Consider the following 26,807-nt stretch of genomic DNA (forward strand, 5'->3'; position numbering starts at 1 on the left):
TATGTTAAGCAACAATGTGTTTGCGACGGCTAAAGAGCATGTTTTACCGTCGCTTTTAGATAACAGCGCTGAGCAACACAGTTTTTACCAAACACCCACAGGGCTTGGTTATCGAGTGATTGAGCAAGGTCAGGGGGATAAACCTAGTTGGGATGCTACTGTGACTGTGCATCAACGCGTTACCCTTACAAATGGTCGGGTGTTATTTGATACTCGCAAGCAAGGCGTCGCTGTAGAGTACGAAATTGCAGAGGCGATAGTGGGCTTGCAAGAAGCGTTGCAATTAATGAATAAAGGCAGTCGCTTTGAAGTGCTTGTACCTGCACATCTGGCGCGTGATGTGTACAGCGCATTTATTGAAGAAAAGCATCAGCAAGGTTGTCAAAGCCCCATGCTTGTTGATATTACCTTGGTTGATTTTAGTTGATAACACCTACTTTCAACCTCAAACGAGGTCATTAAAGCAAATAAAAAACCTGCAATTTTGCAGGTTTTTTGTATGTTGAATAATTACTTCTTAAGCTTGGTTTTGAGCTTATTTAGGTCGGCTGGGTTAACAACCGGCCAATTGTTTTTCCAACTCATAGGTAAAATACGTAGCTTTTGCACGCCGTTATCGGCTGTTTCGTAGGCGTGTAATACTAAATAGTCTTTGCCATCAAAGGTGTACGCAGCATTATGACCAAGGGCTGCCCAATCTTTATTACCTTCAATAACTAAACTACCACCGCCATCAACCATAGAGCGACCTTGTTGATCTAAGTATGGGCCTTCGATGTTTTTACTGCGGCCTACGCGCACGTTGTAAGTACTCTCTACGCCACGGCAGCATTTATCAAACGAAACAAATAGGTAGTAATAGTCGTTCTTTTTAAAGATATAAGGTGCTTCAATTGGGCCATGTTCCGTGTTTGGGCGACTCGCAATGTGATGCCATTTTTCAGGTTTTGCTAAGCGCACCATGTCATCATCAAGTTGTACTAGTTTAAGACCACCCCAGAACGAACCAAAGCTCATCCACGGTGTACCATTGTCATCTTCGATAATGGCAGGGTCGATAGCGTTCCAATCGTCACGCTCAGGCACAGATTCAACCACAATGCCGTAATCAATCCACTTGTAATCAGGTGATGATGGGTCAAGGGTTTCGTTAACCGTTACACCAATTGCTGAGGTGTTTTTGCCAAATGCAGAGACTGAGTAATAAAGATAAAACTTACCGTTTTTCTCGTACACATCGGGTGCCCATAAGTGGCCATCAAAACTTGGTGAAATACGCTTTGCCCAACTTGGCTCATCTTTAAAAACGCGGCCAGTGAGTTTCCAGTTGGTTAAATCTTTCGATTCATAATAGGTAATACCAGGGCCTGTGCTAAATACATAGTACGTGTCGCCTTCTTTGGTCATTACCGGATCGTGTACTTCAACTTGCTTTGCAGATACGGCTGCGGTAGAAAAAAGTAGCCCTGTTGAAAGCCACTTCATTGCGTGTGTCACCTTACTTACGGGTCTCATGCTTGAATACCTTTTGTTGTTTTAACTCTTGTGTTCATTCAGCTACTATATAATATGTAATACAATATTAACAATAAAATCGAGACGAAATACAGGACACATTATGCTCAAAAAATTATCTCGGCTAACGCTTCTTAGTGCGTTAAGCGCCTCGTCATTGTCAGCCCTTGCTGATGCTAATAGTAGCAAGACTTTAGCGCCAATTGATAACCCCATTGTACTCAAACGTGCTGATCCTTGGTTAGTTCGTGATGATAAAAGTGGCTGTTACACGTTTATAGGTAGTTCGCCGAAATTTGATGAAATTGAGCTACGCCAAGCTTGTCGTTTAAATGACTTAAAATTAGCTGAGCCGAAGGTTATTTGGCAAAAGCGTGATAAAGGCCCTATGAGTGTCAATATTTGGGCCCCTGAGCTGCATCAGATTGATGGCAGTTGGTATATCTACTTCGCTGCAGGTGATATCGAAAAACCGTTCAGTATTCGCATGTATGCACTTAAAAACGACAGTGCTAATCCGATGCAAGGTGAGTGGCAAGAAATGGGGCAAGTAACTAGCCACCTTGATAGTTTTTCGCTTGATGCCACAAGTTTTACGCACAAGGGGAAGCGTTACATGATTTGGGCGCAGCAGAACCAGCCTGCAACTTATAACTCAGCTTTATGGTTAGCTGAAATGGACTCACCAACATCAATTAAAGAACCCATTATCGCGATTACTGAGCCAACCCTTGATTGGGAAGTGCAAGGCTACAAGGTGAACGAAGGTGCTGCAGTCATTACCCATGGCGATAAAATATTTGTCACTTATTCAGCCAGTGCCACCGATCATCGATATGCGATGGGCTTGCTATGGGCAGATGTGAATGCTGATTTACTTGATCCTGCTAGTTGGCATAAAAAGGCTGAGCCGGTGTTCACCACCAATGTTGAGCTAGGTCGTTTTGGCCCTGGGCATAACAGTTTTGTAAAAGCTGAAGATGGTGTAACCGATTTAATGATTTATCACAGTCGTGACTATAAAGAGTTGAAAGGCACACCGCTTACAGATCCAAATCGCCATGCGCGAGCACGCATTATTACGTGGGATAAAAACGGTTTTCCTGTGTTTTCACCAGAACTCGCTGATTAAAAAAGGGCGCCAATTGGCGCCCTACAACTTTGGGAACGAACGATTACCAGAAGCGGTAGTAAATAAAGGCAGTAATACCAATAATACCCGCGGTATGAATGTAATCCCACTTATCTAAGCCGGCAGCTACTTCTTTCATAGTTGCTTTATCTAGGCTTGAGAAAGTAAGACCTTTCAATTGTTCTTCGTCTGCTTGTTTGGTGAAAATACTTACCACAATCATAATCGCAACGACCACGACAAATAGCAGAATACAGTAATATAACCAGTTCATTGTGGTGATCCACGCAAATGATGAACCTGTTAAATCATCTTTAAATGGCAGTAATACTAAGCGGATCATACCAAGCACAAAACCTGATACTAAGCCCACAAAACCCGCTGTTGGAGTGATGCGTTTACTACATAAACCGAGTAAAAATACCGCAGCAATACCTGGTGCAATAAGAGACTGCACACTTTGCAGATATTCATAAAGCACATCGGCAATTAAGCTCATGACGGGTATCCACAGAAGACCTAATACAACAATCACGATAGTGGCAATACGGCCTACTTTCAGAAGGTGCTTCTCAGATGATTCAGGTTTGAATTTCTTATAAAAATCAATGGTAAATAAGGTTGCTGATGAGTTAAATAATGATGCTAAAGAGCTCATAAGAGCCGCTACTAAACCACCAATTACAATCCCCTTAACGCCGGCTGGTAATAGCTCAGCAACTAAAGTTGGGAAAGCTTGGTCAGCACTTTCATAGCTAATAATACCTTTAACATTCAATGCGTATGCAATCATGCCTGGTACTAAGAAGATAAATACAGGAAGTAATTTTAAGTAACCAGCAAACATGGTACCGCGACGCGCTTCTTTAATGCCTTTTGCAGATAAAACACGTTGTACGATGTATTGGTCGGTACACCAATACCAAAAACCAATAATGAATGAACCAAATACAATGCCAGGCCATGGGAACTCAGCATCTGAAGCACTGCGAATAAGATGCATATTAGCATCATTAATACGCTCAACTTCTTCCCAGCCACCTACTTTATCTAAACCAACAACTAATATGACTAAGGAGCCAATAATGAGCACCGGAGTTTGCAACACGGAGGTCCACATAATGGCTTTCATACCGCCAAGCACCGTATAAATACCGGTGATCACGACAAGGCCAATTGCTGAAATCCAGAAGAAGTCGATACCCCAAATGCTCTCGATACCTAAGATTGTTTTAAATGCGATACCGCCGGCATAAACCGTTACTGCAACCTTGGTTAATACATAACTAATCAATGAGATAACAGATAAGAAGGTACGTGATTTAGAGTTAAAACGGCGCTCTAAGAATTCAGGCATGGTGTAGACTTTACTACTCCAATAGAAAGGCACGAAAATCCAACCGAGTAGTAGAATGATCCACGATTGCATTTCCCAGTGAGCCAGTGCCATACCCGATTGTGCGCCTGAACCTGAAAGGCCCACTAAATGTTCCGAGCCAATGTTCGATGCGAAAATAGAGGCACCAATCACTAACCAACTTGCATTACGACCCGCTAAAAAGTAATCAGCGGTGTCTTCTTCTTTTTGTCGCATAGACATCACGACAACGCCTAGTAACAGGACAAAAAATCCTGCTAGCACTGCCCAGTCTAAGGTACTTAGTTCGACCATCGTGTGTTCCACCTAATTTTGAAAGAGAATTTTGCTTTTTTAGTTGTTGAATAAAAATATTATATTATAAATAAGGTAAGTGAAAGAGATTTGTTAAAATAAGGTGACAGTCTGTAGGTAAAATGGTGACTGTATTGTTTGAAATATAGACACTTGTATTAGGCTGTTTTTTGCTTGTTGTTGATTTTAATCAATTATTTCCAGGATGACGGAATAGCTTTATAGATGTATCATATTACTCAGATCTTTTGAGGAACACACATGGCGCGTTTAGAAAATTTAAACCTATCACAACAAGTTACCAATGAGCTTGGTAAAGCAATAATTGTTGGTGATTATAACACTGAAACGGGGCTACCAACCGAAGCACAACTTTGTGAAGTGTATGGTATTAGCCGCACAGCTGTTCGTGAAGCAGTGAAAATGCTTGCTGCAAAAGGACTGATTTCTTCTCGTCCACGACAAGGTATTCGTGTTGAGTCGGCGGAGAACTGGAACTTATACGACACAAGCGTATTAAAATGGTTGTTAGAAAGCAGCCCATCACTTTACGTACTTAAAGAATTTCTACAAGTGCGCTTGGCGATTGAGCCACAAGCAGCAGCACTTGCAGCAAGAAAAGGCGACCAAGCAGCCATTGCAGAAATTAAAATGGCACTCGATAAAATGCAAGCGGCAGCAGAAGAGCCAGAAGGCGTAATGCATGAGCCAGATCTTGCCTTCCACACAGCAATTTTACATGCCAGTGGTAACCGTTTTTTCTATCAATTACGTGACTTTATTCGCACCGCATTACACGTAAGTATTCAACATACTACACCTGCTAAGGGTAATAAAAAGGCGATCGCTGAAGAGCACTTTAAAGTGTATAACGCGATTGCAAGCGGCGATCCTGAACGTGCTAAAAACATGATGACGTACATGATTGATGAAGCAATGGCGTTTATTGAAAAAGAAATCGCTGATAAAGAAGCGGCTCAATAAGTATCGCTTCTTGACGTTGTAATTACTTTAAAACAAAAGGTTATCATGCCAAATTCAAACGAGCTAAAAACAGTTTACCCAAGCCTTGCTGGTAAGAGTGTGTTTATTACTGGTGGTGCATCGGGAATTGGTGAAGTAATGGTAACGCGGTTCTGCGAGCAGGGCGCGAAAGTCACCTTTGTTGATATTGCAACTGATCAAAGCGATGCGTTATGCGCTAAATTAGCGGGTAAATATGAGTTTGACCCGCAGTTTATCCATTGCGATATTCGTGATGTAGAAGCCTTAAAAGCGGCCATTGAGCAAACGCGTCAGCAACAGGGTGACATAGGTGTGTTAATTAATAACGCAGCCGATGACACCCGCCATGCCGCTGAGAATATGGATGTGAAATATTGGGAAGATAAGTTTGCTGTTAACTTGCGCCCGTGTTTCTTTTCATCGCAAGCTGTAGTTGAACACATGCAGCGCTTGGGCGGCGGTAGCATTATCAATATGGGGTCGGTAAGTTGGCGTATTAAGCAAACAGGCATGCCAGCCTACACAACCGCAAAAGCGGGAATTGAAGGTTTAACCCGTTCATTAGCTGCTTCATACGGTAAAGACAATATTCGTGTGAATTCACTGGTTCCGGGTTGGGTGATGACAGAGCGCCAAATGACTCATTGGCTAACCCCAGAAATGATTGAAGATGTTCGTTTAAGTCAGTGTATTAACGAAACAATACAACCAGACCATATAGTGAATGCCGCGTTATTTTTAGCTGCTGATGACAGCCGCATGATGACAGCACAATCACTGATAGTGGATGCAGGTTGGACTTAATTAAATTGTTAGTTGCTTTAAGTTAAATTAAACCAAAGAAAAAATTTTACACGATCAAAATAGTACTATAATAATAAATAATTATTTTAAACATTTGAATCTAATAGTTAGGAAGGTGGTAAGAAAGTTTGACCGACTTTGTACTTGTTTATTTAATTCTGATTATTGGCGCTTGCCTGCAAAGTGTTATTGGCTTTGGTTTAGGCATGCTATGTGTGCCTGTGCTTTACTGGCTTATGCCAGAGCTGGTGCCTGGGCCAATGATTTTGAATGCGCTGTTTTTAACGTCGGTGTTAATGATTAAACACCGCGGTGCGATAGACATGAAACAGACGGGCATTTCCATTATTGGTGGTGCAGTGGGAGTTATTCTTGCTGCTGTGGTGATGTGGTATGTCAATGCGAAGCAGTATCAACTCTTGCTAGGAGTGAGTATTTTGATAGTGGTGGCATTGTCTATCATAGGTATGAAACCAAAAATTTCTACCATTACAAGCTTACTTGCGTCAATGTCGTCGGGCTTCTTAGGCACCACAACGTCTGCCGGTGGGGCACCGATGGGGCTTCTCTATCAAGCTGAAGATAAAGACAAAATTAAAGCAAACCTGAGTGCCTTTTTTGTATTTATAAACTTGTTTGGCATAATTGTATTGATGCTAACAGGCTCTGCCGATATGGCCGATGTAAAGCTGTTCTTTTTTTGCTTACCCGCCATTTTAATTGGCTGGGGCTTATCGTTTGTGGTCAACAATAACCTCAATGAAAAGGCCATTCGCGGTATCATCTTGCTGGTTGCGGGTTTATCTGGTCTAGCACTTATTTTCATACACAGATAGAATGAGAATAGTTCAGCTTTTTGTGTAGTGAAGAAAATGCTCGATGACACCATTAAAATAATCATTTCTAGCCAATGCCAATTGGGCGAAGGTGCCTATTTTGCTAAGGCACATAACTGTTTATTTTGGGTCGATATTTTAGGGCAGCGTTTGTTTCGTTTACAGTGTCAATCGATGCGCGTTAGCCAGTTTACTATGCCAGAACCGATTTGCTGGGTGATGGAAACCGAGCAAGCTGAATTAATCGCAGGCTTTGCCAAAGGCATTTATAAACTAAATAGTGAAGACTTTAGCCGCGAACTTCTTTACTCAATCGACCACGAACCCTCACAAAACCGCTTAAACGATGGTAAAACGTCTCGCCAAGGCTTTGGCTTTTTTGGCTCAATGGACTCTCAAGAGCAAACCGATAGTGGCAAGTTATACCGTTTTGGTCATGGTCAGGCTCCGACAGCGGTTGATCATGACTACACAATTAGTAATGGCCCTGCGGTAAGTAAAAATGGTCAGTTTTTATATTCTACAGACTCAGATAAACAAACAATCTACCGCTTTACTCTGAATGAGCATGGCGAGCTTGCTGATAAACACGAGTTTATTCGCTTTACTGACAATATGGGTTTTCCTGATGGCATGACTGTTGATAGCGAAGATCATCTGTGGGTTGCTGCATGGAATGGTTATGGCGTGTATCGTTTTGCTCCAAACGGTGAGCAAGTACAGTTTATTCGCTTACCCGCACCGCGTGTTACGAGTGTCGCATTTGTAGGTGAAGAGCTCACGCATCTGGCGGTGACAACAGCGGCAGTAGGGCTCGAAGACTCAGTACTCGCTGATTACCCGCACAGTGGTGGCGTGTTTATTCTTGAGCCGGGCGTTAAAGGTATTGCTGAAACGCCCTTGAAGCTATAGGTTTTCCATTACTTGATAACGCAACTCGCCAATAAACGAGCGTGCTGCCGGGCCAAGCTTGTCACCGTCTTTAAAGAGTAAATGTAACTTAGCGCTGCGACTGCTGTTATGAGTTAAATTAAGTGCTTTCATTTGCCCTGTCGCAAGTTGTTTTTCTATCGCGACTTTTGGTAACCATGCAAAGCCCAATCCATTACTGATCATATCAATCGAAGTGCGCATATGAGTGACGGTCCAGCGCTGATCGGCACCTAACCAGCCACCATCTTGTTTGTGCTTATTCGCTGAATCGCGAACTACAATTTGGCGGTGTGATTTTAAATCTTCGAGGGTAATTTCACGCTCTATCGCATGCAAGGGATGATCTGGGTGGGCGACGGCAATAAACTCGATATCACATAACTCTTCGTGAAAGCTTGCCGCAATTGGAAAGCCGGTAATAGCAATATCAACCTGATCGTTTTCGAGCAGTTCATTGCCCCCCATTAGTACAGACTCATGCAGCTCAATACGCAGCTGCGGGTATTGCGATGAAGTGTCGTTAAGTACCTTATAAAGCAGTTGCTGTGGGAAAATAGCATCAACGGCAATGCGTAACTTACTTTCGATACCTTCACCCAAAGTCTGCCCAATGGCCTCAACTTTAGCGGCTTCATCAAGTAAGTAATTAGCACGGCGCAGCATCATCTCGCCGGCTTCAGTGAGCACGGTTTTACGGCCTTGAATGCTGAATAATTTTACATCGAGCGCAGATTCAATTTTGCCAACGGCATTATGAATACTCGATTGGCTTTTATGAATACCTTGTGAGGCTTGGTTAAAGCCTCCAAATTCAACAACAGCACGAAACATGCGCCACTGTTCTAGCGTAATTCTTAGCATGATGTTCCTTTGCTTACTTAACTACCTAATAGTACCTGTAAATGCTGAAAAAGTTTACTTTTTAGGTGAGGGCAACTCAATATACTCAAGATCATCACCGGGGATTTTAGCAAAACGCTGTGCTTGCCAATCTTGTTTTGCTTGCTCGATGCGCTCTTTGCTGTAAGCAACAAAATTCCAGTGTAAATACGGGACTTTATTGAATTTACTGCCACCGAGTAAAATAAAGCGGCTGTGCAGCAAAGTCGTTATTTCGTGTTCGCTGTCATCAAGTAGCACAAAATCGCCTTGGGTATAGCGAGTATCACCCACACTAATTTCACCGTAAATAACATACACGGCGGTTTCATGATGAGGATGCGGTTTAGTAATATGGCTGCCTTGCTCTGCTACTGTATCGACATAAAACATCGGAGAGTAGCTTTTCACTGGGGAGCTTAAGCCATAGGCATCACCGACAATGAGTCGCATCAGCACGCCTTTTTCGATTTTCTCAGGCAGCTGCTGTTTTTTGATATGTTCAAAACGCGGTGCTATTTCGGTCATACTCTCAGGTAAAGCAACCCAGCATTGCAGACCATTAATGTCGTGCTCGCTCGCCCGCACTTCAAGGCTTTCTCTTTCTGAGTGCACTATACCGCGACCTGCGGTCATCCAGTTAACATCGCCGGGTTCTATTTGCAGGCTATTACCTAGCGAATCGCGATGGTAAATACTGCCAGTAAATAAATAAGTGAGCGTTGATAGGCCAATATGAGGGTGAGGCCTCACATTTATGCCTTCACCGCGAGGAAAGTGGTTTGGCCCCATGTGGTCAAAAAAGATAAATGGGCCAACCATTTTTTTGTCAAAATGCGGCAAGATGCGTTTTACATCGAGCCCACCAATATCGTGGCTGGTTGCTGTTAATAACGTTGCCATTTTCGCGCTCCCTTAAAAACAAATTCAGCCAACAACCTAGGTCATTGGCTGGTAGAAATATTACGCCTGACTACGTTTTAACACTAGTTGATCTAGGCTGATTTTGCCTGCACCAACACTGGCTAATGCTAAAAAGCCGCCTGCCATCGCAATGTTTTTGTAGAACATTAAAAATTGCATTTGATCATCAAGTTGAAAGTGGAATAGCAAAGCGCTGACTAAGCTGAAACCAGCAAAAGCGATAGCGGTTAGTTGTGTTAAAAACCCTAGTAAAATAAATAACCCGCCAACAATTTCAAAAGCAATCACAAACGGCAGTAAGAACTCTGGTAAACCTACTGATGCCATGTACTGTGCAGTTGCATCAAAGAATTCTATTTTGCTAAAGCCAGTTAGTAAAAAGATGGCCGATAAACCAATACGCGCCAATAAAGTGCTAATATTTTGTAAGTGTGGTTGAGCTGAGATTAAAGTAAAAAGTTTCATAGTAGGTATCCTGTTTAGTTGAGCAGTGTGTCTGCGATGGAGTAACTATAGGTTCACTTTAAAAGAATTAAAAATTGTAAAAATAGCGTTTATCATTCTTTAAAAAAGAATTTAAAAGGAGGTAAAATATGAAGTTGTTGTTATTAATAGGGTTTTGTTTTTCGGTGGCTAAAAGTAGTTTGGTGTTTGCTGAACAAAATTTACCAAATAGTCGTCATTATGAGTTGCTAGCTTCAGATATTGCTGTGCAGCAAAGCTGGCAAGTTAAAGATGCAATTAAAGGTTATGAGTTGCTGGAATATCAAATTAACCTTAATAAAGGCACTACTTTAACGGTTGATTTTGCTCCATCAAATTCAAGCAACTACTTTAATATTTTACCACAAGGCAACCCAACAGCTTTGTTTGTAGGCCCGGCAAAAGGTGATCATGCCGAGGTTACAATTCCTGATAATGGCGATTATGTGATTCGGGTTTTTTTGATGCGCAATGCAGCGCGCCGTGATGAGCAAAGTGAATTTACTGTCGATATCAGCGTCGTAAAAAGTACATTAAAAGGCATGCACCCAAGCTGGGATGTCGATGGTGATGGGGTAAATGATTGCGAGAAAGACGGTAGCTGCGATCACACGGTTGACTACAGTCTTCCTCGAAAGTTGAATTAGGCCTTTATTGAGGTCTAATCAGCTCATTATTCAGGTGCTACTTCAAGTGTTGTGAATAATGAGTAGCGTACGTTATCGATATCGGCCTCTGTTGGTTTTTGATCAACTGATGCTTCAATTAGATACATATCGGCGTGAGCGAATGTCACCGTAAAGAAGCCTTTTTTATCGGTTGTTACTTTCACTTCGTCACGCTCGTTGCGGTAGCGTGCACTACCACGAACAATCGCAAGCTCAACGTCGGCAGCTGGTTTGCCATCCATTAATAATTGGAACTTAGCTTCTTCACCAGCAAATAGATCGTTCGGGTGAGTAGGGCCTGAAATTTCTAAGCCTTGACCAAGTAATGTTGGCTTAGAAGTACCATTACGGCTGACAAAAGTATCAACAGTTGCGATTGATTTTACAGTGCGCACGTCGGTTGCGCCTGCTGGTAGGTCTGCTTCTTTTTTACCTGCGAACACACGGCCACGGTTGCCATCTTTGTCTTTATAGAAAGTCATTAGCATTGGCTTTTGCTGCATCGCAATGTGGTAAGTACCGTCTTGCGTTAAGCTCACTGCCGCTGAGTTTTTGCGTTTTAAATAGTATGCGCGAATCGTTTCTTCGACCGGCTTACCATTTGGTGCAAGGGCAACTAATAAGTTGTCGTCATACTCTGCGCCTTTTTCTTTCGGGCGGTATGCTTTATCTGGGCTAAATAACTCATTAGAAATACTGGCATCGATCATCACGTAGTGAGTTTTCTCACCAGATAAAGAAGTGTGAGATGGCATTAACCAACGGGCATGTGCTTGTGCGTAGCCAGATGCAAGTGCTGTGAAGGTCACAGCGCCGATCAGCGCTGTTTTTAATAATTTTAATTTCATTGTTTGTCCTTAATTACTGGTAATGGTAACAAAGCTAGTCGCGAACTCTTTTTCGCCTTTAATTGTGACTTTGCCGTCTTTTGTTAAGTCGATTTCAACGCGGGTGTAATCTCGGCCACCTTCTTCACGTACAACTTCAACATTAAGTAGGTAGCTGCCAGGTTTAACTGGATTACCTTTTAAATCTTTACCTTGCCATTCAATCGTATAAGTACCTGGGCGTTTTGTTGCACCTGTCACACCATCAAAGTTGTCGTTGCTACGACCGGCTTTTCGCCACCACTGACGTAAGTCTTTAAACCATTCAGCTTTTTCGACCCAAAGTGCAATCGTGGTAACGTGTTTACGTTCAGGTGTTTCTAGCCATAACGCCACGTAAGGGCGATGATATGGAGAAACATCTAGCTCAGGTAAGGTAAATTCAACGGTGAGGTTGGGATCTTTTGCAAAGCTCAGAGGGCTGAATAAACAGCTAATTAGTAGAGCAACGAGTAAGTGGGCTTGTTTCATTAAGATACTCCTTTAAGTTGAGGCACCCAAACTAGATAAATAACCAAAGGCGTGGCAACACCAAGAAGCGTTAACCATAGACCTGCGGCACGTTTTTTACGGTTTTGAAAGAGGATAAATAATCCGGTAATAGCAAACAGAATCATCAAAACAGCTGAAATATCAATCACCCAGCTCCATGCTTCACCTGTATGACGGCCCTTGTGTAAGTCGCCGATCAGACTCATAAAGCCACCGGTTTGATAATCAATATTAAGTTCACCGGTTTGAAAATCGATTTCGGCGTAGGCAAAGCCAGCCGGAAGCGGGTAGTCGAGCATTACCAAGGCATCTTCTTTTTCCCACTCAATACTTTTTACATTGCTGAGTGAAAACTGCTGTTGCATGTATTGCTCTATTTCAGGGTAAAGGCTTGGCAATGTGTCGAGGTTTGTTTGCGCTTTTTCAAATAACTCTGCAGAAACAAGTAGTTGGTTCTGACCATTATGTTTATCATTTTCGAGCCAACTAACGTGGTTAAGGATGATGCCGCTGACACAAAATAAAATAAGTAAAAAGAATAAGGCCGTTGAAAGGTATATATGTAAGGCACGGCTAACGCTATAAAAGTTGCGTTTGTTAAATGAGAACATAATGCGGTTTATTCGTTAAAGATACAAATATGATAATGATTTGTATTACTGATAACAAGCGGGTTTACGTTCTTTACATTTCTTTGTGCTAGAAATGAATAGCGAGATAAGCCATAACTGCTAGCTGCGAGCTGAGAAAACAGGCAAGCAACATCAAGCGCATCTGTGTGGTTATATTAACTTGAATTAGGGTTGGTTTATTGGGCGCAGATGGGCGGTTAATTAAATAGGCTAATACGCTTAATTCAATCACTGCCACAAGATACATCACCCAAATGGGTGCGGCACTTTGTAGTAAAAAAGCATATCCGATAGCCATACCAAAACCTGCTAAAAACTTAGCACGGGTAGGAACAACCTTATGCTCTTGCCAAAACCTTAACGGTTGGCCGTATCTAGGGTGGTTTAGCAGCCAGGCCGAGAGTTTGGGTGATGAGCGGGTAAAGCACGCCAATGCTAGTATAAAAAAGATAGTCGTAGGCATCACAGGTAATGCAATACCTATGATACCTAAACCCACCATCAATAACCCGAGTAATTGATAGCAGCCATTTTTATAGGCGTTAAACGCCGCTCTCACATTCATCAATAAAGTTGGGCCTGATAAAACTTAAATCGTTGTAGTGCTTGTTCGATACCTATGATCAAGGTGGTTTGTATTTATTGGTTTTAGCAACATAGTCTACACCATGTTGTTTATTTAACTTTAGCTCAGCTTAATATTATTAGCTAACACTATAGGTAAACTTACTTTAAACAAATGAAAAGCCCAGTTTAAACTGGGCTTGTAGGTCTTATTTTTGGCTATTTCTAGAAATAATAACCAATATTGATATTGAAGCGAGTTTCGGTGTCGTCGCTGTCGCCAGCAATTGAACCGCCAACAAATGGTTGGTTTTTCGCTTGTACAAAATCAAAATAAGTGAATAAGCCACCTGCGGCAACAGATACCCCTGTTACATTCATCCATGTATCTTCGCTGTTATCTGACTTGTCATAAATAATGCCGTAGTCATTATAAAACTGCAGGTTTGTTACCGGACCCCACTCTACAGGTAGGCTGTAAGCGATATTGGCATTAGTCATGGTTGCTTCTGCGGCAATGCTATCGTAAAAAGCATAAGCACCCACAGCCATACGGTCGACGTTGTCGATATCGTAGTTATACTCACCATGCTGAAGCTGGAAATTCCATGGGCCAATAGTACTGTTTAAGTGCAGTGCCCAAGCGTAGTAATCGCCGGCTTTGTCTTCGCCGTCATGCAAACCACCTGATAACGCAGAAACACCTAGCTCGGTGGTGCCGCCGTCATGCTCAAAATGATAGCCATAACGGCCAGAGAAGGTATTGTACTCACCAATCGGATTGGTTGGTTCGGCATAAACACCTTCATCAGCAGAGCGGAAACCGACAACATCATATGAGTAGCGGTCGCTTCTATCGTCTACATAGCCGTCAACACCACCTAGCTCATCATTTTTGAAAAAGCCGAGATCAATTTGCCAGTTATCAGCAATTTTGCGCTTGAATAGAACACCTAAATCATGATCATCTTCAAGACCTATATAATAAGTAGTGCCAAAGAAATAGTTGTGCGAGTTGTAAGGCCAGTTACCAAAAGGCACTTTGGTAATACCTGCCTGCACCTGCCAGTCTTCAGCAAAGTCATAGGCTGCATAGGCATATTTAACTGCAGTCATGTAATCGAAAAAACGGATCTCAGCGTTAAGCTGTACATCACCGACATCGCCTGCAAAATTTAGCCTGAAGATGTCAAAGTCGAAGTCGCCACCGCGGTTTTTATTACCATCGTCATAGGATGTATGGCTGAAGTTGGTACGTACTGCACCCCCAACCTTAATGCCAGATTCTTTTTTAGGAGCTTCAACAGCCGCTGTTTGCTGCTCAAGTTGCTTTTGTTGCTTTGCTACTTGTGCATCAATTTGCGCTTGTTTCTCGGCTTGTTGCTGTGATTTTTCTTCTGCAGCATCAAGTTTGCTTTGCAGTTGCTGCATTTGCTGTTTCAGTAACTGCAGCTGTTTTTGAAGGTCATCAATTTCAGATGCCTGACTAAGACTTGAAGTTGTGCCCAAGGCTATTGCGAGGGCTAACTTTGATAGTTTAAGCATGAATTTTCGCTAGTGTTGGAATGGGTACTACTAAGCATAGTTGATATTCATGCTGAACCCAAGACTAGCCACAGAAAATTAATATTAATCAATCAGTTTTAATTTTTACTGTGGTTCTAATGTCTTGGTGATTGCGCCAACTTCAAGTAGTGGTGAAGCATCAAGCTGATCTGCATCCATCATTGCGGCAATACGTTGCATTGATGAAAGTAATAAGCTTTGTTCCCACTCTTCGAGTGCTGAGAACTTTTCGATGAAGTGCTCTTGCAGAGGTTGAGGTGCTTGTTCTAATAGCTGTTTACCTGCTTCTGTGAGATGCAAACTAACTCGGCGTTTATCTAATTGGCTACGTACACGGGTGATCAGGTTACGGTTTTCTATACGGTCTAAGATATTGGTAACCGTCGCCGGGCTTAAATTTACATTTTGTGCAATGCGACTAGCGGTTATGCCATCGGTTTGTGCAACCTCGTTCATAATCAGTAATTGTGGGCCTGTTAAGCCTGAGGTTTTATTGAGCTGTTTTGAATGAAGGTCGATGGCTCTGATCACTTTGCGCAGCGACACTAGTAGCTCGTCATACTTTTGCATGTTTCTGTCTCTTAAATAAGGCGGCGTGGAACAACCGCAATCGCAAAATATTACACATCTAATAAATTGAGTTCAAATAAATAATAACTATGTGGCTTATAATTTGCGGCCATAAAGGTTGTTATCGTGTTTATTTATTAATTAGAGTAGAAATTAAAACATAAAAGTTGAAATTTAGATGGAGTAATTGTTGTTAACACTTAAAATGCACCTACGAGGTGACACCATCACTTTGTAGTAAAACAATTTATACAAATAACTAAATATTATTTACTAAAAGCCACTGCATTGGGTAAGGTGGATTTTTCTTTCATTAAATGGGACGAATTATGAAGTTATCGCCATCAGTTACGATTGAGCAAAGTGAAACCGGGCTTGAATTTATTAAAGTTGCTAGTGAGTTTTGTAGCGCAACTATTTTTCTGCAAGGTGCGCAGATCACTGAGTTCACGCCAACCGATAAAAAGCCATTATTATGGGTCTCAGAACTAGAAGATTACCAAGAAGGCAAAGGTGTGCGAGGTGGTATTCCGATTTGTTGGCCATGGTTCGGGGTAAGTCAACATGAAGGCTGGCCTGCTCATGGTGTTGCTCGCACAAGTTTATGGCGCGCAGAAGAAGTGAAAGAACAAGACGATTCGATTTATATCAGCTTGTCATTGCCGATGACGCAAGTTGATGAAAAATATTGGCCTTATAAAACTAAGCTGTTAGCAGAATTTATTTTAACCTCTGGTTTAGAACTACGTTTAACAACCACAAACTTAGATAACCAAACTGTACAGTTCACTCAAGCACTGCACACCTATTTCCCAACGCCAGCCATTGAAGAAACAAAAGTAGATGGTCTGCAAGGCGCGAAATACATTGAATTTGCTGAAGGTCCTTTTGAGCAAAATGAGTTAGTGTCGTTCGCGCGTGAAACAGACATGGTTTACACCGAAGCAAAAGACACTCAGCGTATCATTACACCTGATGGCATTATTGAAGTAGGCCGTGAAAATTCAACTTCGTGTGTTCTTTGGAATCCATGGATTGATAAATCAAAACGCCTTTCTAATTTTGCTGATGACGAATACCACGTCATGCTGTGTTTAGAAGCGGCTAATGTCCTTGATGATAGTGTTGAACTTGCACCTGGAGCAAGCCATACACTTGCAACAAAACTACGCTGGGTATAATTTATAACTCAGTGTTAGCACGTAAGGCCGGCACCGCTGGCCTTTACAAGGAATTACCGTGTTTAGTAATCAACAAATAGAAACCCTACCAAAGCATCAAACGATTCAATTCCAACCACTTGCAGATAATGCGATATGGCATGTACAACTAAATTGGTTGTTGTTTTATGTGCCTTTAATGGCCGTGATCATTACAGTACGGCACTTTAATCCAGCCATTAGCGAAGCCATTGCTACACCTTGGCTTTTGGTTTTGCCGTTATTGGTAATACTGTCGATGGTTTACATCCTTTACAGCGTTCGCGCTAAAGGGGTGGCAGTAAGAGAGCATGATATTGCCTTTAAGCGAGGTTTAATTTGGCAACAAATCACTTTATTGCCTATTTCTCGCGTGCAACACACCGAAATTCATCGCGGCCCAATTGAGCGACAGTTAGGACTCGCAACACTCAGGCTTTACAGTGCGGGTGGCATGAGTGCTGATTTACATATCAGCGGGTTAACGGACGAGCAATGCAATGATGTTCGCCAGTTCGTGCAAAGTTATGGTGATAATGCAGCAACTCAAGAAAATGAGCTTGCCGATGAGTGATCAACAATGGCAACGTGTGTCGCCATGGGCGCTACTGTATTTTATTGTTCACTTTGCACTGCGCTTCATAAAAGATGGGCTGCTTAATTTACTGCCTATTTTGGTGTTATTTGTTACGCAAGTTGAGCAAAAGCTGTTTTGGGGGCAAATAGCTGTTGCCGTGGCCTCTTTAGTTTTAGTGCTGTATGCCTTTGCTTATTATCGTAATTTTAAATACCGCATAACGGATGGTCACGAAATACTGCTCAATAAAGGGGTATTTAAAAAAGAGCGGCTAACCCTAAAATTTGCTCGAGTACAGAACGTAAACATTGCCGAACCTTTTTATTTTCAGCCAGTTAATTTAGTTAATTGTATTTTCGATGCCGCCGGTAGTAGTGCTCAAGAAGCTGTGATCCCGGGAGTTAAGCTTAGCTATGCCGAGCAAGTTCGTGAACAAGTTATGGAATTTAAGGCTCAGTTACAACAGCAAGAACAGCCGTCTATTGAGCAGAGCGAAGCAACAGATAAACCGAAAACCTTAACGATCAGCAATGCTGAAATTGCTAAGTTTGGTTTGATGTCGAACATGGCAATATTGGCATTGGCTGCACTTGCTCCATTTATGAATGTGATTTTTGAGTACCTCGAAAAAACCATCATAAATCGCCTAGAGGCCATACTGAATGAGCAAGCTGCGTTCGTTGGTAGTGCCGCTGCAATCGCTGTGTTAATCATGGTTGTTGCCATTGTTTTATGTGCTATTTTACTTTCTGTTGTCATGGCCTTGGTGCGCTTTTTTAACTTTCAGCTGTATTTTCAGGACGATAAGTTTAAGCGTGTGGCTGGTTTATTTGAGCGCCAGCAACTCTCGATCAGCGTGTCGAAAATTCAAAGTGTGCAAATCAAGCAAAATATTATTGCTCGGCTGCTTAATCGCTATACCTTAATTTGTCCACAAGTGAGTAGTGGTGGTATGGCTGCTGGGGTTGCGGCACATAAAAATAAACAAACGTTAGTGATGCCAGTAATCACCAAAGAGCAAGTGCAAGCCGTGTGTGGCTGGTTATTTCCATGGTTTGTTGATTTAACAGAGCTTAACTTTGTTAAGCCTGAGCGCGCTTTACTTTATAAGAATACGTTTTTATATGTGGTCCTACCTACTATATTTTCTGCTTTAATTTTCAATGTCTTATTTGATGCTGCTACGATGCTGTGGAGCATTGTCGTGGGCTTAGTTTTGATGATCGGTGTGTTTTTGAATTATCAAAAAACGGGTGTGGCTATGTATCAACATGACGGCCGCTTTTTTGCCGTATTTAAAACCGGCATGCTGGGTGTGCAGTATCGTGTTTTTGAAATCTATAAAGCACAAAGTGTCACCACAATAAGCACTTATTTAATGCGCCGATCACAGCTTAAAAGCTTGTATATACAACTAGCTTCTGGTTCAGTATCAATGCCTTATTTAAAAGCAGAGCTGGCTGAGCAGTTTGCTGATTTCGCCCTATATGAAATAGAAGGCGTCGAGCGGAATTGGTTTTAAATGAAAATAATTCTCAATATCATTGACCTACTTGGGTTTTTGAGTATACTTTCTCAAAAGCTACAGATGGAGGTTCGCAATGATTTATTTACTACCTATTTTAGCTATTTCAGGTGTTGTCGGATTACTTTGCTATGCTCGCAATAAGAAGGAGTGTAAAGGTCTTTGCGTAAGTTGTGCAGTGACTTGTATTGCTTTGCTTGTGACTGGCGCGATGGCTCTTGCGGGTCTTGGTGCATTGAGAAGCAGTATTATGTTTGCAGCAACAATATTTATTGTTTATCAATTACTAGGCTTGGTTCGCCCACTTAAAATCGAGTAATTTCTTACACTTTTTAACTTCAGCCTTTTTAAAAAGCATCGCATACTAATCCTTAAATTAAGTAACTTGCTAATCAAGGATTGTGATGAAAAAAGCCCTGTTAACTGCGGCACTACTTGCTGCTAGCCACGCTTCAAGCCAAGAAACTTGGCAAACCATTCATACCGAACACTTTAACGTGCATTTTAGTACTGAGAATCAGCAATGGGCCCGTTCAGCAGCAACAGAGCTTGAAATTGTTCGTGATAAGGTTTTAAAACAGCAAAACCGTGCCCTTGATGAAGTGGTCGATGTACTGGTTTTCGACCCGTTTAACGCCTCCAATGGCTTTGCTTTGCCTGTAACTAATAAGCCTTTAATGGCCTTGTTTACTACGCCCCCGCAATCCGACACGATGATTTCTAACACTGATGGCTGGCAGCAGTTATTGATTTTGCATGAATATATTCATTTAGTGCATCTTGCTCAGCCTACTCGAAGCGACGTACGTCAGGTTATTCGTAATAGTTGGGATATTTACGATTTAGTTGATGGCGAAATGCCGCGCTGGGCTGCCGAAGGCTATGCAACGCTGCTTGAGTCGAAAATGACAGGCCGAGGCCGTTTATACGATAACCTTTCAGAAGCAATACTGGTTGAATTTGCCCAGCAAGGTGCGCTGCCACAATATAACCAATTGAGTAGTACCGAAGGAGGCTATTTAGCTGGCTCAATGGCGTATTTAATGGGTTCTCGCTTTCTTGCATGGCTCGAAGAGAACTATTCAGCGCAAACTCTTGATGCAGTTTGGACACGCATGCAAGCGGTTAAAGCACGTGATTTTGATGAGGCCTTTAGCGGGGTATTTGGCGACTCACCTGAGCGCCTATATCGTCGTTTTATTGCCGAATATACTTATAAAGCAATGGCTAAAGAGGTAAGTGAGCAAACACTTACAAGCAAGCTTTGGTTAGAGCTTGATTTATACGCCTCGAACCCTGTTTTAAGTTTAGATAACAGTAAACTTGCTATTGTTGAGCGCAACAAAGATGACGAAACCCGTTTAGTCATTTATAGCACTGATGACAATCAACAGGCTGCCGATGATTTTGCAAAGCAGCAACTAGCGTTACTTGATGATGATCCTGTCGATATCGCAGATAAAGCCCCCAATGTCTTTAAGCGTAAGCAAAAACATGTGCTTCAACAAATTAATAGGCAGGGTATAAAAAACCCGCAGTGGTTAGACGAAAATACTTTGTTTTTCACTGCCACAACAACAGTTGCTAAAGGCTCCATTCAAGGTATTTCTGATTTATACCGCTATGATATCGACACTGGTAAAGTGAGCGCTTTGACTCATCATGCAGGGCTGCGCCGCTTTAGTATTAGTGATAACGGGCAAACTGTTTATGCTGAGCAAACTCAGCATGGTTTCTCTGAGCTAGTGCGCCTTGACCTCAATACGGGTGTTTCTACCCCTTTATTTGAGAAAAGCCTAGAAACGGTTTATGACTATCCATTACTAAGCCCTAATAAAGCTCAACTTGCTTATTTAAAAGCGACATTGAATGCCAATTGGCTGTTGTATATACAAGACTTAAGCTCTCAAAAATCACTTACTGTGCCAATGCCTGAGGGCTATCAGTATCTGTCACAACCTAATTGGCAAGCAGATGGCAAAGGGCTATATTTTGTTGCCGGTAAAAAGAAAGCTCTCGATTTATATCATTATGATCTCCAAAGCAATTCACTACGCCAATTAACGCAAGGCCAAGAAGCTGTTGCACACCCAATGGCAATGAATAATGGTGAACTTTTGTATTTATCGATCACTGCTGAAGGGCCGAATATCAAGCATTTTGCTGAGCAACCACAAGGATTAGAGGTTGTTGAATTTGCTAAAAGTGCGGCGCCACCACGAGGGCAAGTAACGAGCGAAGTATTACCTGAGGCGAAAATCTACCCGCAAAGCCCAACTGAGCCAGCCGATTATGATATTTGGCAGCAAAAACCAACCTTTTCGTTGGCATCTCAGTACTATTCGGCTTCATCTTCACTGCTTACCCTTGGAGTAAAAAGCAATGACTTTTTAAAGCAGCTTAATTTACAGGCAGGCTATAGTGCTGATTTACATGACAAAGCATTAGAAGGGGTATTCGCGGCCGCTAAGTACTCAGCGTTTGATCTAAAATTTAAAGCACTGCTATTTGATTACGACCTTGAATCAGAAAAACAGTACCATTCACAAATGCCGGTAAACCTAAGTAACACAGGGGCGCATTTAGCCATGAGCTACCCGTTGCAGTTTCAGCAGCTTAGTATTACACCGAGTTTGAGCTATAACTACAGTGATTTTAGTAACGGGGATGATCAATGGTTAACCCTTGGACTTGAACAAAAATGGCAATATGATAGACAGCAATATGGTTTTTCTCAGTCCGTAAGTGCCCAGTGGCTATCCGGTGATGCTGACTCGAATAATTGGCAGGGCTATAACTTTGCTACCGTATTGAGCGGTTATGCCTATGATATTCCAGTTTATGTTAATTTTGCTCAGCAATATCGCGATGACAGTAGCCTTGCGCTTGGCGGTTATGAGTCAAACTTAATTAATAATGACACGCAAAGTGGCTTTGTTGTTGCCCCTGAGCTGCCGTTTATTAGTCAAGCAGGTAACCGCTATAAAGGCTATGGCGGGGGTATTAGTTACAAAGATTCATTACCTTGGCTTTATTACCGACAGCATCAGGTCGATAACCGAGTTTATGCACAAAGTTACGGTCTCAAATGGCAAGGAGACTTTAGCTTTGGCATGGGGCCTGCAGGTTTAAATGATGTAAACCTTGATTTTGGCGTCGCCCGAGTAGAAGGCGACGACTTTGAAAATGATTTACGCGCTTGGCTAAGCTTTTATTACTCGTTATAAACTAGTGTTGACCTTTTAAGGCGAAAAGCTTGGCGTGATAAAGTGCTAGTTTTTCGTCTTTATTTTCTATCTCAATGGCTTTTTCTAGCCATTCTTTGCTGCTTTGTTCATTACCTTGCTGATAACTTACAATCGCTAACTCTATATATGGTTCAGATAAATACGGAGCTAATGCGATAGCCTCCTCGAGTTGTTGTTTTGCTTTGTAAAATTGGCCATTGTTACGAGCGTTAATCGCTGTAGCGAGTAACTCGAACGGGTCTTGTCTAAGCATAGCAAGTTGTGAATTGAGCTGCTCTGCCAAAACCTGATCATTCAGTTGCTCGGCCAGCACTGCGTAATTATGTAGTAAATTCGTATCTTTAAAGCCATGCTGCATCGCTGTTTGATAAATATGTTTTGCTCCAGCTAAATCACCCGATTGACGATGTAATACGGCAGCTAAATTGTAAAGCGCAGCAGAATTTGGTGTATATTCATTGGCTTTTAAAATATAGCTGTAGCTCAAATCAAATTGGTTAGCAATAAGTGCGTCGCTTGCTAAGTTGCTGTAATAACGGCTAATTAAATCTTTTAGTTCAGCGCGGCCGGAATAAAAACTACCACGAGCAGGAAAGTAGTCAATGACAGTACCTGGCGGTACCAAATAATTATCTTCTTCACTTAAAGGGGCATAGACTTTGGTGCGAAAATGGCCTGACACATACACTATATTATTTTGCTTACTATAAACAGGCTCACTTGAGACCGCTTGGAAACCAGTTTTGAGCCCGACTAGTTGCGCGTATGCGTGAGTTAAAATTGCTAAACTGATGCAATTGCCTTGCTCATTTTGTAATGCCTGTTGGGCATTTAAGGTGGCGCTAAAATAATTAAAATTACTGAGCTTATTTTCTAAGTATTGATAAAGAACTTGATCATCTCTTAAATAGTCACCTTGGTGTCTTGTGAAATAGTTAAGGAAGCGTTTTTGTTCCTCGGCTGGTAAGGTAAAAAGTTCAGGGTCTTTTAGTTCAACTTGTTGAAAATGTTCATTGTTTAGTAAGCTGGCAACGCTAGGAGGGGGGGCTGACTGTTGGCTTGTACTCTCGCATCCAGCCAAAAAGGAAAATAAAACAATTACATATAAAATTGGCTTCATAGCTTTTCTCTCCTGAATACTATCCGCTCAATGTACCCATATTGCAGTGACTATTCAAGTCAGTCGTTAGTGTCATCAGCTGTAAACAGCTTGTACGGATATCTTGCCAATAGTCAGTTGTATATTTTTTATTCTTTATTGCATTCTAATACTCTCTCATTACAATGCCGCGCTCTTTTAAATCGCTTTAAAAACAGTTGTTTACTGCACTTTCATGGGCGATTTATAAATTGCTAACTTATTAACTAAATTGTAACGAGAGAGGTCTGTTTTGGCGCACTTTTTGCCGATTATTTCATGCTTTATTTTAGCGTTTAGCTTTTATCCGCTTTTAAATAAGATCCGTAAAAATCGCAGTGTGTCGGGCGTTTCGCTGTTAATGATGAGCTTTGGTGTTGCGCAAAGTGTGTATTTCATCACCTTTAATCTGTTTTTTCAGCGTTTTTACATGGTTTTGCCGTTTGTTGTTACCGGCATGCTAAGTGGTGTGATTCTTTACTACTTTGTTCGTTACAATGCTGAACGAAAGCAACGCATGCAGCTAGCTGGGTTATTAGCTATCTCGGTCGTGCCTTTTGGTTTGTTGCTTAACCCTCATTATGAAACAGCAACGGTGCTTAACTGGCTCACCTATGTAGGTTTAGTCATGAGCTCTATTCGTGTTATGCCGCAGACTTATAAAACTATTAAAAGTGGTGATATTAGTAATTTAAGTGCGCGCTACTTCAGCCTACAGTTTGTTGCTGGAAGTTGTGGCCTTGCTGCCGAGCTTGCTATGGCGACACCAAGTGTGTCTCACATACTAACCTTTGTGATGATATTACTGACTAATGCAGCGCAATTAGGATGTATTCAGTATTATAAATCACGCCCTGCAATGGCTTAAACTAAAAAAAAGGCTGCCAAGTGGCAGCCTTTTTTGTGTTGCTAAGATTATGCTTCGAGGGCTTTACTAATTAAGCGATCGATATATTGCTTATGCGCTTTAGCTGCGGTGTCTGCACCCCAAGGCACGCTCATATCAGCAATTTGATTTAACTGATAAAGTGCGGCAGCTTTGGCTAGGTTATCGTGCTTGCTCGCTTTGCCTAAACCAGCGATCGCGATTAGCTGATTCACATATTCAACTTGTAGATTGTGACTTAGGGTGTTTGCTTTTTTGCTGTCTACAAAAATGCTTGCAGTTAAGTCATTCATAAATTGGTTAAGTGAATACTCGTTGCCATACATTGCGCTGTCTGAAATACGCAGCATGACAGCCGGGTGTAATAACTGAGCAAGTACCAGCTTTTGCATACCTAAAATCATGCCATGTGGTTTAGGGTCTTCGTTCTTACCGTAATGATTAAAACCACGACGTTGCTGTAGCAGGTAGTTATACAGTGGCTGCATACTAGCAAGCACATTTGGCGAGAATACTTTGTCGGCTAATACTTGCATTGCATGTTGCTGGCGCTCAAGTGGCACTGGCGTAAATGGTGCGCCATTTTTGTCATCACCCACCACATTACGTTCTACATAAACACCACCAATTTGACGAGATACCACACCTGCTTGTGTTCTGTAGCTTCTAAATAAAATGTTCGCTGAGGTAACCAGCTGTTGGTATGACTCGCCATTAACCGTGGCTTTGTCTTTAAGTTCAGTAAACAACTTATTGATAAGCTCCATACGATCATCAGCATAAGCGGCAGGGTTAGATGACATATCGCCAATCATTACACGTGGGTCGATATGGCGGCCTGGGGCACGCATATCATCAGCATCATTACCAAACGCTAAAGCATGCTCAGATGAGCGTGCGAGAATTTTTTCAAGGCGCTTCTGCTCAGCTGCTTTATCAGCCAATGCTTGGCTGTAGCCGTACTCAATCGCCCAATCATCGTAAGGGCCAGGTTTGGTTTGGAAGATATCACCTTGCTGCATACCAATAGGGGCAATGTTTGCTGGTGCATAGTCCATAACAGAACCCGTTACGATACCTTGCGTTTTACTCTTATCGTGAACTTCTTTTTCATCCCACAAGATAGATGATTTCATATTGTGGTTAAGACCAAGGGTATGGCCCACTTCGTGTAAAACAAGCTGAGTTAAGCCTTGGCGTAAAATCTCTTTGTTTTCAATGCTCGCACCTGTGCCTAAGCCTTTAGCAAATAGCATGTTTTCTTGAATGCTGTGGCCCAATGAGCAATGTAAATCGGTGCTGTTTTGGCTAGTTTCAAGCGTGGCTGCACCTTGAGTATATAAAGTGTCGTACATCCAACGGTTTTTCATGAAAACATACTCTAACATGATGTCAGAGCCTAATATTTCACCGGTTAATGGGTTTGCAAGGGCAGGGCCATAACCGCCAAATGGAGGGCGTGGTGATGCAGTCCAACGTAACACGTTGTAGTTAATATCGCCCGCATCCCAATCAGCGTCATCAGGTTGTACTTTTACTTCGATGGCATTTTTAAAGCCTGCTTTTTCAAATGAGCTATTCCATGCTAGTACTGCATCACGAATAGTGTCTCGCCACTCAACTGGCGTGGTATTTTCAATCCACCAAGTAATTGGTTTAACTGGCTCAGACAGTGCCGCTGTTGGGTCTTTCTTTTGTAAGTCCCAGCGCTTGATGACATCTTCATATGGTGCCCAATCTGCTGATGTCATATTGTCGAATTCGTTAGTGAAATAACCAATACGCGCGTCATCTTGGCGAGCTTGATAATCATTTTTCGGTAACGCGACAAATGAATGCTGTACTTTAATTGAAACGTTACGAGGATCGCTTACGGCTTTTGAACCTCGTACTGTTGGGTTAGCATTAGAAAATACATAATCCACCACAACATCTAGGTTATTTGGGTAAGGGCGCTGTTTAACGATTCGCGATTTTTTGTCGTTTAACTTACCAAGTTTAAAGCGCTTGCTGGCATTTTTATCTTTTGGGTTCGCCCAAGGTGACACTTTATGCAGTGCTTCACTTAAAAAGAGCTTATCAACTTTAAAAGCAATTTTACCGTCTTCTTCTTTTTCGATTTTAATACTCGCAAGCACCGCTTCGCTGATGTTGGCATCGGCAGAGCGTGCTAGGGCTGAGTTTTCATCAAATTTATAGCGCGGTGTTTTGCTAATAATATCAATGCGGTCAAAATATTTACGAAACTCAATTAGTTTTGTCTCACGGTATGCCCCTCTGAAGTGACCTGCATCAGTAACACCATCAACAGTGTGAGCAAAATACACAAATGGTGTATCAAGTTGAGATTGGTCGATCACCATTAAGTTATCGCCGGTTTTCGCATCTTGGTAAATGCTGAAAACACCGGCAAATTCGCTTTTATCTTTGATCATTTCAGCCAGTGTTTTTGGCTTCTTTTCTTCTTTTTTTGTTTCGGCGGCGTGGCCATTCATGGCAAACGCTAAGCTTAGTGCCAGCGCAATGTTTGTTATTTTCATTGTTAACTCGTTCCTTTAATAATTTCTCAATCAAGTTTAATGAATTAACCTCTTGATAAAAGGCTGTTTGTTAACAAGTGTGAAGGTGGTTTTGTAAGCTTTTGATATTAGGTAACTTTTGTTTGTAACAAA

25 protein-coding genes and 1 pseudogene are annotated in these 26,807 nt (G+C 41.9%); 13 read left to right on the forward strand and 13 right to left on the reverse strand.

Translation table 11 applies throughout. From position 1 onward, the window contains the following. Position 1 precedes the first annotated feature (1 nt). Entirely contained in the window at positions 2-427 is a 426-nt protein-coding gene (locus L1266_RS13805) for an FKBP-type peptidyl-prolyl cis-trans isomerase (RefSeq protein WP_194442490.1), read from the forward strand. Positions 428-510: 83 nt separating this feature from the next. On the opposite strand, the gene L1266_RS13810 is transcribed toward L1266_RS13805, so the two are convergent. Beyond that, positions 511-1,485 carry an arabinan endo-1,5-alpha-L-arabinosidase gene (locus L1266_RS13810; RefSeq protein ID WP_442960605.1) on the reverse strand — a complete coding sequence of 325 codons (975 nt, stop codon included), beginning with the start codon at positions 1,483-1,485 and terminating at the stop codon, positions 511-513. A gap of 133 nt (positions 1,486-1,618) precedes the next feature. Here L1266_RS13810 and L1266_RS13815 point away from each other — a divergent pair, with 133 nt between their 5' ends. Beyond that, entirely contained in the window at positions 1,619-2,647 is a 1,029-nt protein-coding gene (locus L1266_RS13815; RefSeq protein WP_235377732.1) for a glycoside hydrolase family 43 protein, read from the forward strand. Between the two features lie 43 nt (positions 2,648-2,690). Here L1266_RS13815 and L1266_RS13820 read toward each other — a convergent pair whose 3' ends face one another. Beyond that, positions 2,691-4,319, reverse strand: a complete 1,629-nt coding sequence (locus L1266_RS13820; protein WP_235377733.1) for a sodium:solute symporter — start codon at positions 4,317-4,319, stop codon at positions 2,691-2,693. 261 nt (positions 4,320-4,580) lie between these two features. Here L1266_RS13820 and L1266_RS13825 point away from each other — a divergent pair, with 261 nt between their 5' ends. From L1266_RS13825 to L1266_RS13840, 4 genes are all read left to right on the forward strand, one after another. Continuing rightward, on the forward strand, positions 4,581-5,303 hold the full coding sequence (locus L1266_RS13825) for a FadR/GntR family transcriptional regulator (protein WP_054552285.1): 723 nt from the start codon (positions 4,581-4,583) through the stop codon (positions 5,301-5,303). Positions 5,304-5,348: 45 nt separating this feature from the next. Next, a complete protein-coding gene (locus tag L1266_RS13830; RefSeq protein WP_054552286.1) occupies positions 5,349-6,128 on the forward strand; it encodes an SDR family NAD(P)-dependent oxidoreductase in 780 nt (259 codons plus the stop codon). 128 nt (positions 6,129-6,256) lie between these two features. Further along, positions 6,257-6,964: a sulfite exporter TauE/SafE family protein gene (locus tag L1266_RS13835; protein ID WP_235377734.1), complete on the forward strand. Its 708-nt coding sequence runs from the start codon at positions 6,257-6,259 to the stop codon at positions 6,962-6,964. Positions 6,965-7,000: 36 nt separating this feature from the next. Further along, a complete protein-coding gene (locus L1266_RS13840; protein WP_187490523.1) occupies positions 7,001-7,876 on the forward strand; it encodes an SMP-30/gluconolactonase/LRE family protein in 876 nt (291 codons plus the stop codon). Here L1266_RS13840 and L1266_RS13845 read toward each other — a convergent pair. Genes L1266_RS13845 through L1266_RS13855 form a run of 3 tightly spaced genes read right to left on the reverse strand, consistent with a single transcriptional unit; the run spans position 7,871 to position 10,165 of the window. Then, a complete protein-coding gene (locus L1266_RS13845; RefSeq protein WP_054552289.1) occupies positions 7,871-8,758 on the reverse strand; it encodes a LysR family transcriptional regulator in 888 nt (295 codons plus the stop codon). The two genes, L1266_RS13840 and L1266_RS13845, sit on opposite strands and share 6 nt — an antisense overlap. Positions 8,759-8,812: 54 nt before the next feature. Next, positions 8,813-9,679: a pirin family protein gene (locus L1266_RS13850; protein ID WP_235377735.1), complete on the reverse strand. Its 867-nt coding sequence runs from the start codon at positions 9,677-9,679 to the stop codon at positions 8,813-8,815. A 60-nt stretch (positions 9,680-9,739) separates the two neighbouring features. Next, positions 9,740-10,165: a DoxX family protein gene (locus L1266_RS13855; RefSeq protein ID WP_054552291.1), complete on the reverse strand. Its 426-nt coding sequence runs from the start codon at positions 10,163-10,165 to the stop codon at positions 9,740-9,742. A 128-nt stretch (positions 10,166-10,293) separates the two neighbouring features. Here L1266_RS13855 and L1266_RS13860 point away from each other — a divergent pair, with 128 nt between their 5' ends. Next, the gene (locus tag L1266_RS13860; protein WP_209327552.1) at positions 10,294-10,830 is read left to right on the forward strand and encodes a hypothetical protein; all 537 of its coding nucleotides are present in this window, start codon (positions 10,294-10,296) and stop codon (positions 10,828-10,830) included. 26 nt (positions 10,831-10,856) lie between these two features. Here L1266_RS13860 and L1266_RS13865 read toward each other — a convergent pair whose 3' ends face one another. From L1266_RS13865 to L1266_RS13890, 6 genes and pseudogenes are all read right to left on the reverse strand, one after another. Further along, entirely contained in the window at positions 10,857-11,699 is an 843-nt protein-coding gene (locus L1266_RS13865) for a DUF4198 domain-containing protein (RefSeq protein WP_235377736.1), read from the reverse strand. A gap of 9 nt (positions 11,700-11,708) precedes the next feature. Then, positions 11,709-12,209 (reverse strand): DUF2271 domain-containing protein, encoded by a 501-nt coding sequence (locus L1266_RS13870; RefSeq protein WP_138599107.1) that lies wholly within the window; start codon positions 12,207-12,209, stop codon positions 11,709-11,711. Further along, positions 12,209-12,841: a PepSY-associated TM helix domain-containing protein gene (locus tag L1266_RS13875; protein WP_138599106.1), complete on the reverse strand. Its 633-nt coding sequence runs from the start codon at positions 12,839-12,841 to the stop codon at positions 12,209-12,211. The genes L1266_RS13870 and L1266_RS13875 overlap by 1 nt, the downstream gene beginning before the upstream one ends. 196 nt (positions 12,842-13,037) lie before the next feature. Then, positions 13,038-13,427, reverse strand: a pseudogene (locus tag L1266_RS13880) (YbaN family protein); the annotation flags it as partial. 224 nt (positions 13,428-13,651) lie between these two features. Next, complete coding sequence (locus tag L1266_RS13885; protein WP_054552296.1) at positions 13,652-14,971, reverse strand: porin; 1,320 nt, start codon at positions 14,969-14,971, stop codon at positions 13,652-13,654. A 105-nt stretch (positions 14,972-15,076) separates the two neighbouring features. Then, positions 15,077-15,562 carry a MarR family winged helix-turn-helix transcriptional regulator gene (locus tag L1266_RS13890; RefSeq protein WP_054552297.1) on the reverse strand — a complete coding sequence of 162 codons (486 nt, stop codon included), beginning with the start codon at positions 15,560-15,562 and terminating at the stop codon, positions 15,077-15,079. 329 nt (positions 15,563-15,891) lie between these two features. Between L1266_RS13890 and L1266_RS13895 the strand changes: the two genes are divergently transcribed. The 5 genes from L1266_RS13895 to L1266_RS13915 all read left to right on the forward strand — a co-directional run bounded on the left by L1266_RS13895 (position 15,892) and on the right by L1266_RS13915 (position 22,090). Continuing rightward, positions 15,892-16,743 (forward strand): D-hexose-6-phosphate mutarotase, encoded by an 852-nt coding sequence (locus tag L1266_RS13895; RefSeq protein ID WP_105173877.1) that lies wholly within the window; start codon positions 15,892-15,894, stop codon positions 16,741-16,743. A gap of 58 nt (positions 16,744-16,801) precedes the next feature. Further along, positions 16,802-17,335 carry a PH domain-containing protein gene (locus L1266_RS13900; protein ID WP_235377737.1) on the forward strand — a complete coding sequence of 178 codons (534 nt, stop codon included), beginning with the start codon at positions 16,802-16,804 and terminating at the stop codon, positions 17,333-17,335. After that, positions 17,298-18,860, forward strand: coding sequence for a PH domain-containing protein (locus L1266_RS13905; protein WP_235377738.1), 1,563 nt, complete (start codon positions 17,298-17,300; stop codon positions 18,858-18,860). The genes L1266_RS13900 and L1266_RS13905 overlap by 38 nt, the downstream gene beginning before the upstream one ends. Positions 18,861-18,939: 79 nt before the next feature. Continuing rightward, positions 18,940-19,182, forward strand: a complete 243-nt coding sequence (locus L1266_RS13910) for a hypothetical protein (RefSeq protein ID WP_054552301.1) — start codon at positions 18,940-18,942, stop codon at positions 19,180-19,182. 85 nt (positions 19,183-19,267) lie between these two features. Next, complete coding sequence (locus tag L1266_RS13915; RefSeq protein WP_235377739.1) at positions 19,268-22,090, forward strand: TolB family protein; 2,823 nt, start codon at positions 19,268-19,270, stop codon at positions 22,088-22,090. 1 nt (position 22,091) lies between these two features. Here L1266_RS13915 and L1266_RS13920 read toward each other — a convergent pair whose 3' ends face one another. Next, entirely contained in the window at positions 22,092-23,231 is a 1,140-nt protein-coding gene (locus tag L1266_RS13920; RefSeq protein WP_054552303.1) for a tetratricopeptide repeat protein, read from the reverse strand. Between the two features lie 271 nt (positions 23,232-23,502). Between L1266_RS13920 and L1266_RS13925 the strand changes: the two genes are divergently transcribed. Next, complete coding sequence (locus L1266_RS13925) at positions 23,503-24,117, forward strand: PQ-loop domain-containing transporter (protein ID WP_054552304.1); 615 nt, start codon at positions 23,503-23,505, stop codon at positions 24,115-24,117. A gap of 47 nt (positions 24,118-24,164) precedes the next feature. On the opposite strand, the gene L1266_RS13930 is transcribed toward L1266_RS13925, so the two are convergent. Further along, positions 24,165-26,675 carry a zinc-dependent metalloprotease gene (locus L1266_RS13930; protein WP_235377740.1) on the reverse strand — a complete coding sequence of 837 codons (2,511 nt, stop codon included), beginning with the start codon at positions 26,673-26,675 and terminating at the stop codon, positions 24,165-24,167. Positions 26,676-26,807 lie beyond the last annotated feature (132 nt).

This window comes from Pseudoalteromonas sp. Cn5-37 (assembly GCF_021532495.1).
GTDB lineage: Bacteria > Pseudomonadota > Gammaproteobacteria > Enterobacterales > Alteromonadaceae > Pseudoalteromonas > Pseudoalteromonas simplex.

Coding starts and splice junctions, on each gene's coding strand:
- L1266_RS13890 (WP_054552297.1), bottom strand. CDS start 15,562: ATGCAAAAGTATGACGAGCTACTAGTGTCGCTGCGCAAAGTGATCAGA.
- L1266_RS13865 (WP_235377736.1), bottom strand. CDS start 11,699: ATGAAATTAAAATTATTAAAAACAGCGCTGATCGGCGCTGTGACCTTC.
- L1266_RS13850 (WP_235377735.1), bottom strand. CDS start 9,679: ATGGCAACGTTATTAACAGCAACCAGCCACGATATTGGTGGGCTCGAT.
- L1266_RS13830 (WP_054552286.1), top strand. CDS start 5,349: ATGCCAAATTCAAACGAGCTAAAAACAGTTTACCCAAGCCTTGCTGGT.
- L1266_RS13840 (WP_187490523.1), top strand. CDS start 7,001: ATGCTCGATGACACCATTAAAATAATCATTTCTAGCCAATGCCAATTG.
- L1266_RS13915 (WP_235377739.1), top strand. CDS start 19,268: ATGAAAAAAGCCCTGTTAACTGCGGCACTACTTGCTGCTAGCCACGCT.
- L1266_RS13905 (WP_235377738.1), top strand. CDS start 17,298: ATGCAGCAACTCAAGAAAATGAGCTTGCCGATGAGTGATCAACAATGG.
- L1266_RS13855 (WP_054552291.1), bottom strand. CDS start 10,165: ATGAAACTTTTTACTTTAATCTCAGCTCAACCACACTTACAAAATATT.
- L1266_RS13885 (WP_054552296.1), bottom strand. CDS start 14,971: ATGCTTAAACTATCAAAGTTAGCCCTCGCAATAGCCTTGGGCACAACT.
- L1266_RS13930 (WP_235377740.1), bottom strand. CDS start 26,675: ATGAAAATAACAAACATTGCGCTGGCACTAAGCTTAGCGTTTGCCATG.
- L1266_RS13825 (WP_054552285.1), top strand. CDS start 4,581: ATGGCGCGTTTAGAAAATTTAAACCTATCACAACAAGTTACCAATGAG.
- L1266_RS13860 (WP_209327552.1), top strand. CDS start 10,294: ATGAAGTTGTTGTTATTAATAGGGTTTTGTTTTTCGGTGGCTAAAAGT.
- L1266_RS13805 (WP_194442490.1), top strand. CDS start 2: ATGTTAAGCAACAATGTGTTTGCGACGGCTAAAGAGCATGTTTTACCG.
- L1266_RS13810 (WP_442960605.1), bottom strand. CDS start 1,485: ATGAAGTGGCTTTCAACAGGGCTACTTTTTTCTACCGCAGCCGTATCT.
- L1266_RS13870 (WP_138599107.1), bottom strand. CDS start 12,209: ATGAAACAAGCCCACTTACTCGTTGCTCTACTAATTAGCTGTTTATTC.
- L1266_RS13820 (WP_235377733.1), bottom strand. CDS start 4,319: ATGGTCGAACTAAGTACCTTAGACTGGGCAGTGCTAGCAGGATTTTTT.
- L1266_RS13875 (WP_138599106.1), bottom strand. CDS start 12,841: ATGTTCTCATTTAACAAACGCAACTTTTATAGCGTTAGCCGTGCCTTA.
- L1266_RS13920 (WP_054552303.1), bottom strand. CDS start 23,231: ATGAAGCCAATTTTATATGTAATTGTTTTATTTTCCTTTTTGGCTGGA.
- L1266_RS13910 (WP_054552301.1), top strand. CDS start 18,940: ATGATTTATTTACTACCTATTTTAGCTATTTCAGGTGTTGTCGGATTA.
- L1266_RS13895 (WP_105173877.1), top strand. CDS start 15,892: ATGAAGTTATCGCCATCAGTTACGATTGAGCAAAGTGAAACCGGGCTT.
- L1266_RS13815 (WP_235377732.1), top strand. CDS start 1,619: ATGCTCAAAAAATTATCTCGGCTAACGCTTCTTAGTGCGTTAAGCGCC.
- L1266_RS13845 (WP_054552289.1), bottom strand. CDS start 8,758: ATGCTAAGAATTACGCTAGAACAGTGGCGCATGTTTCGTGCTGTTGTT.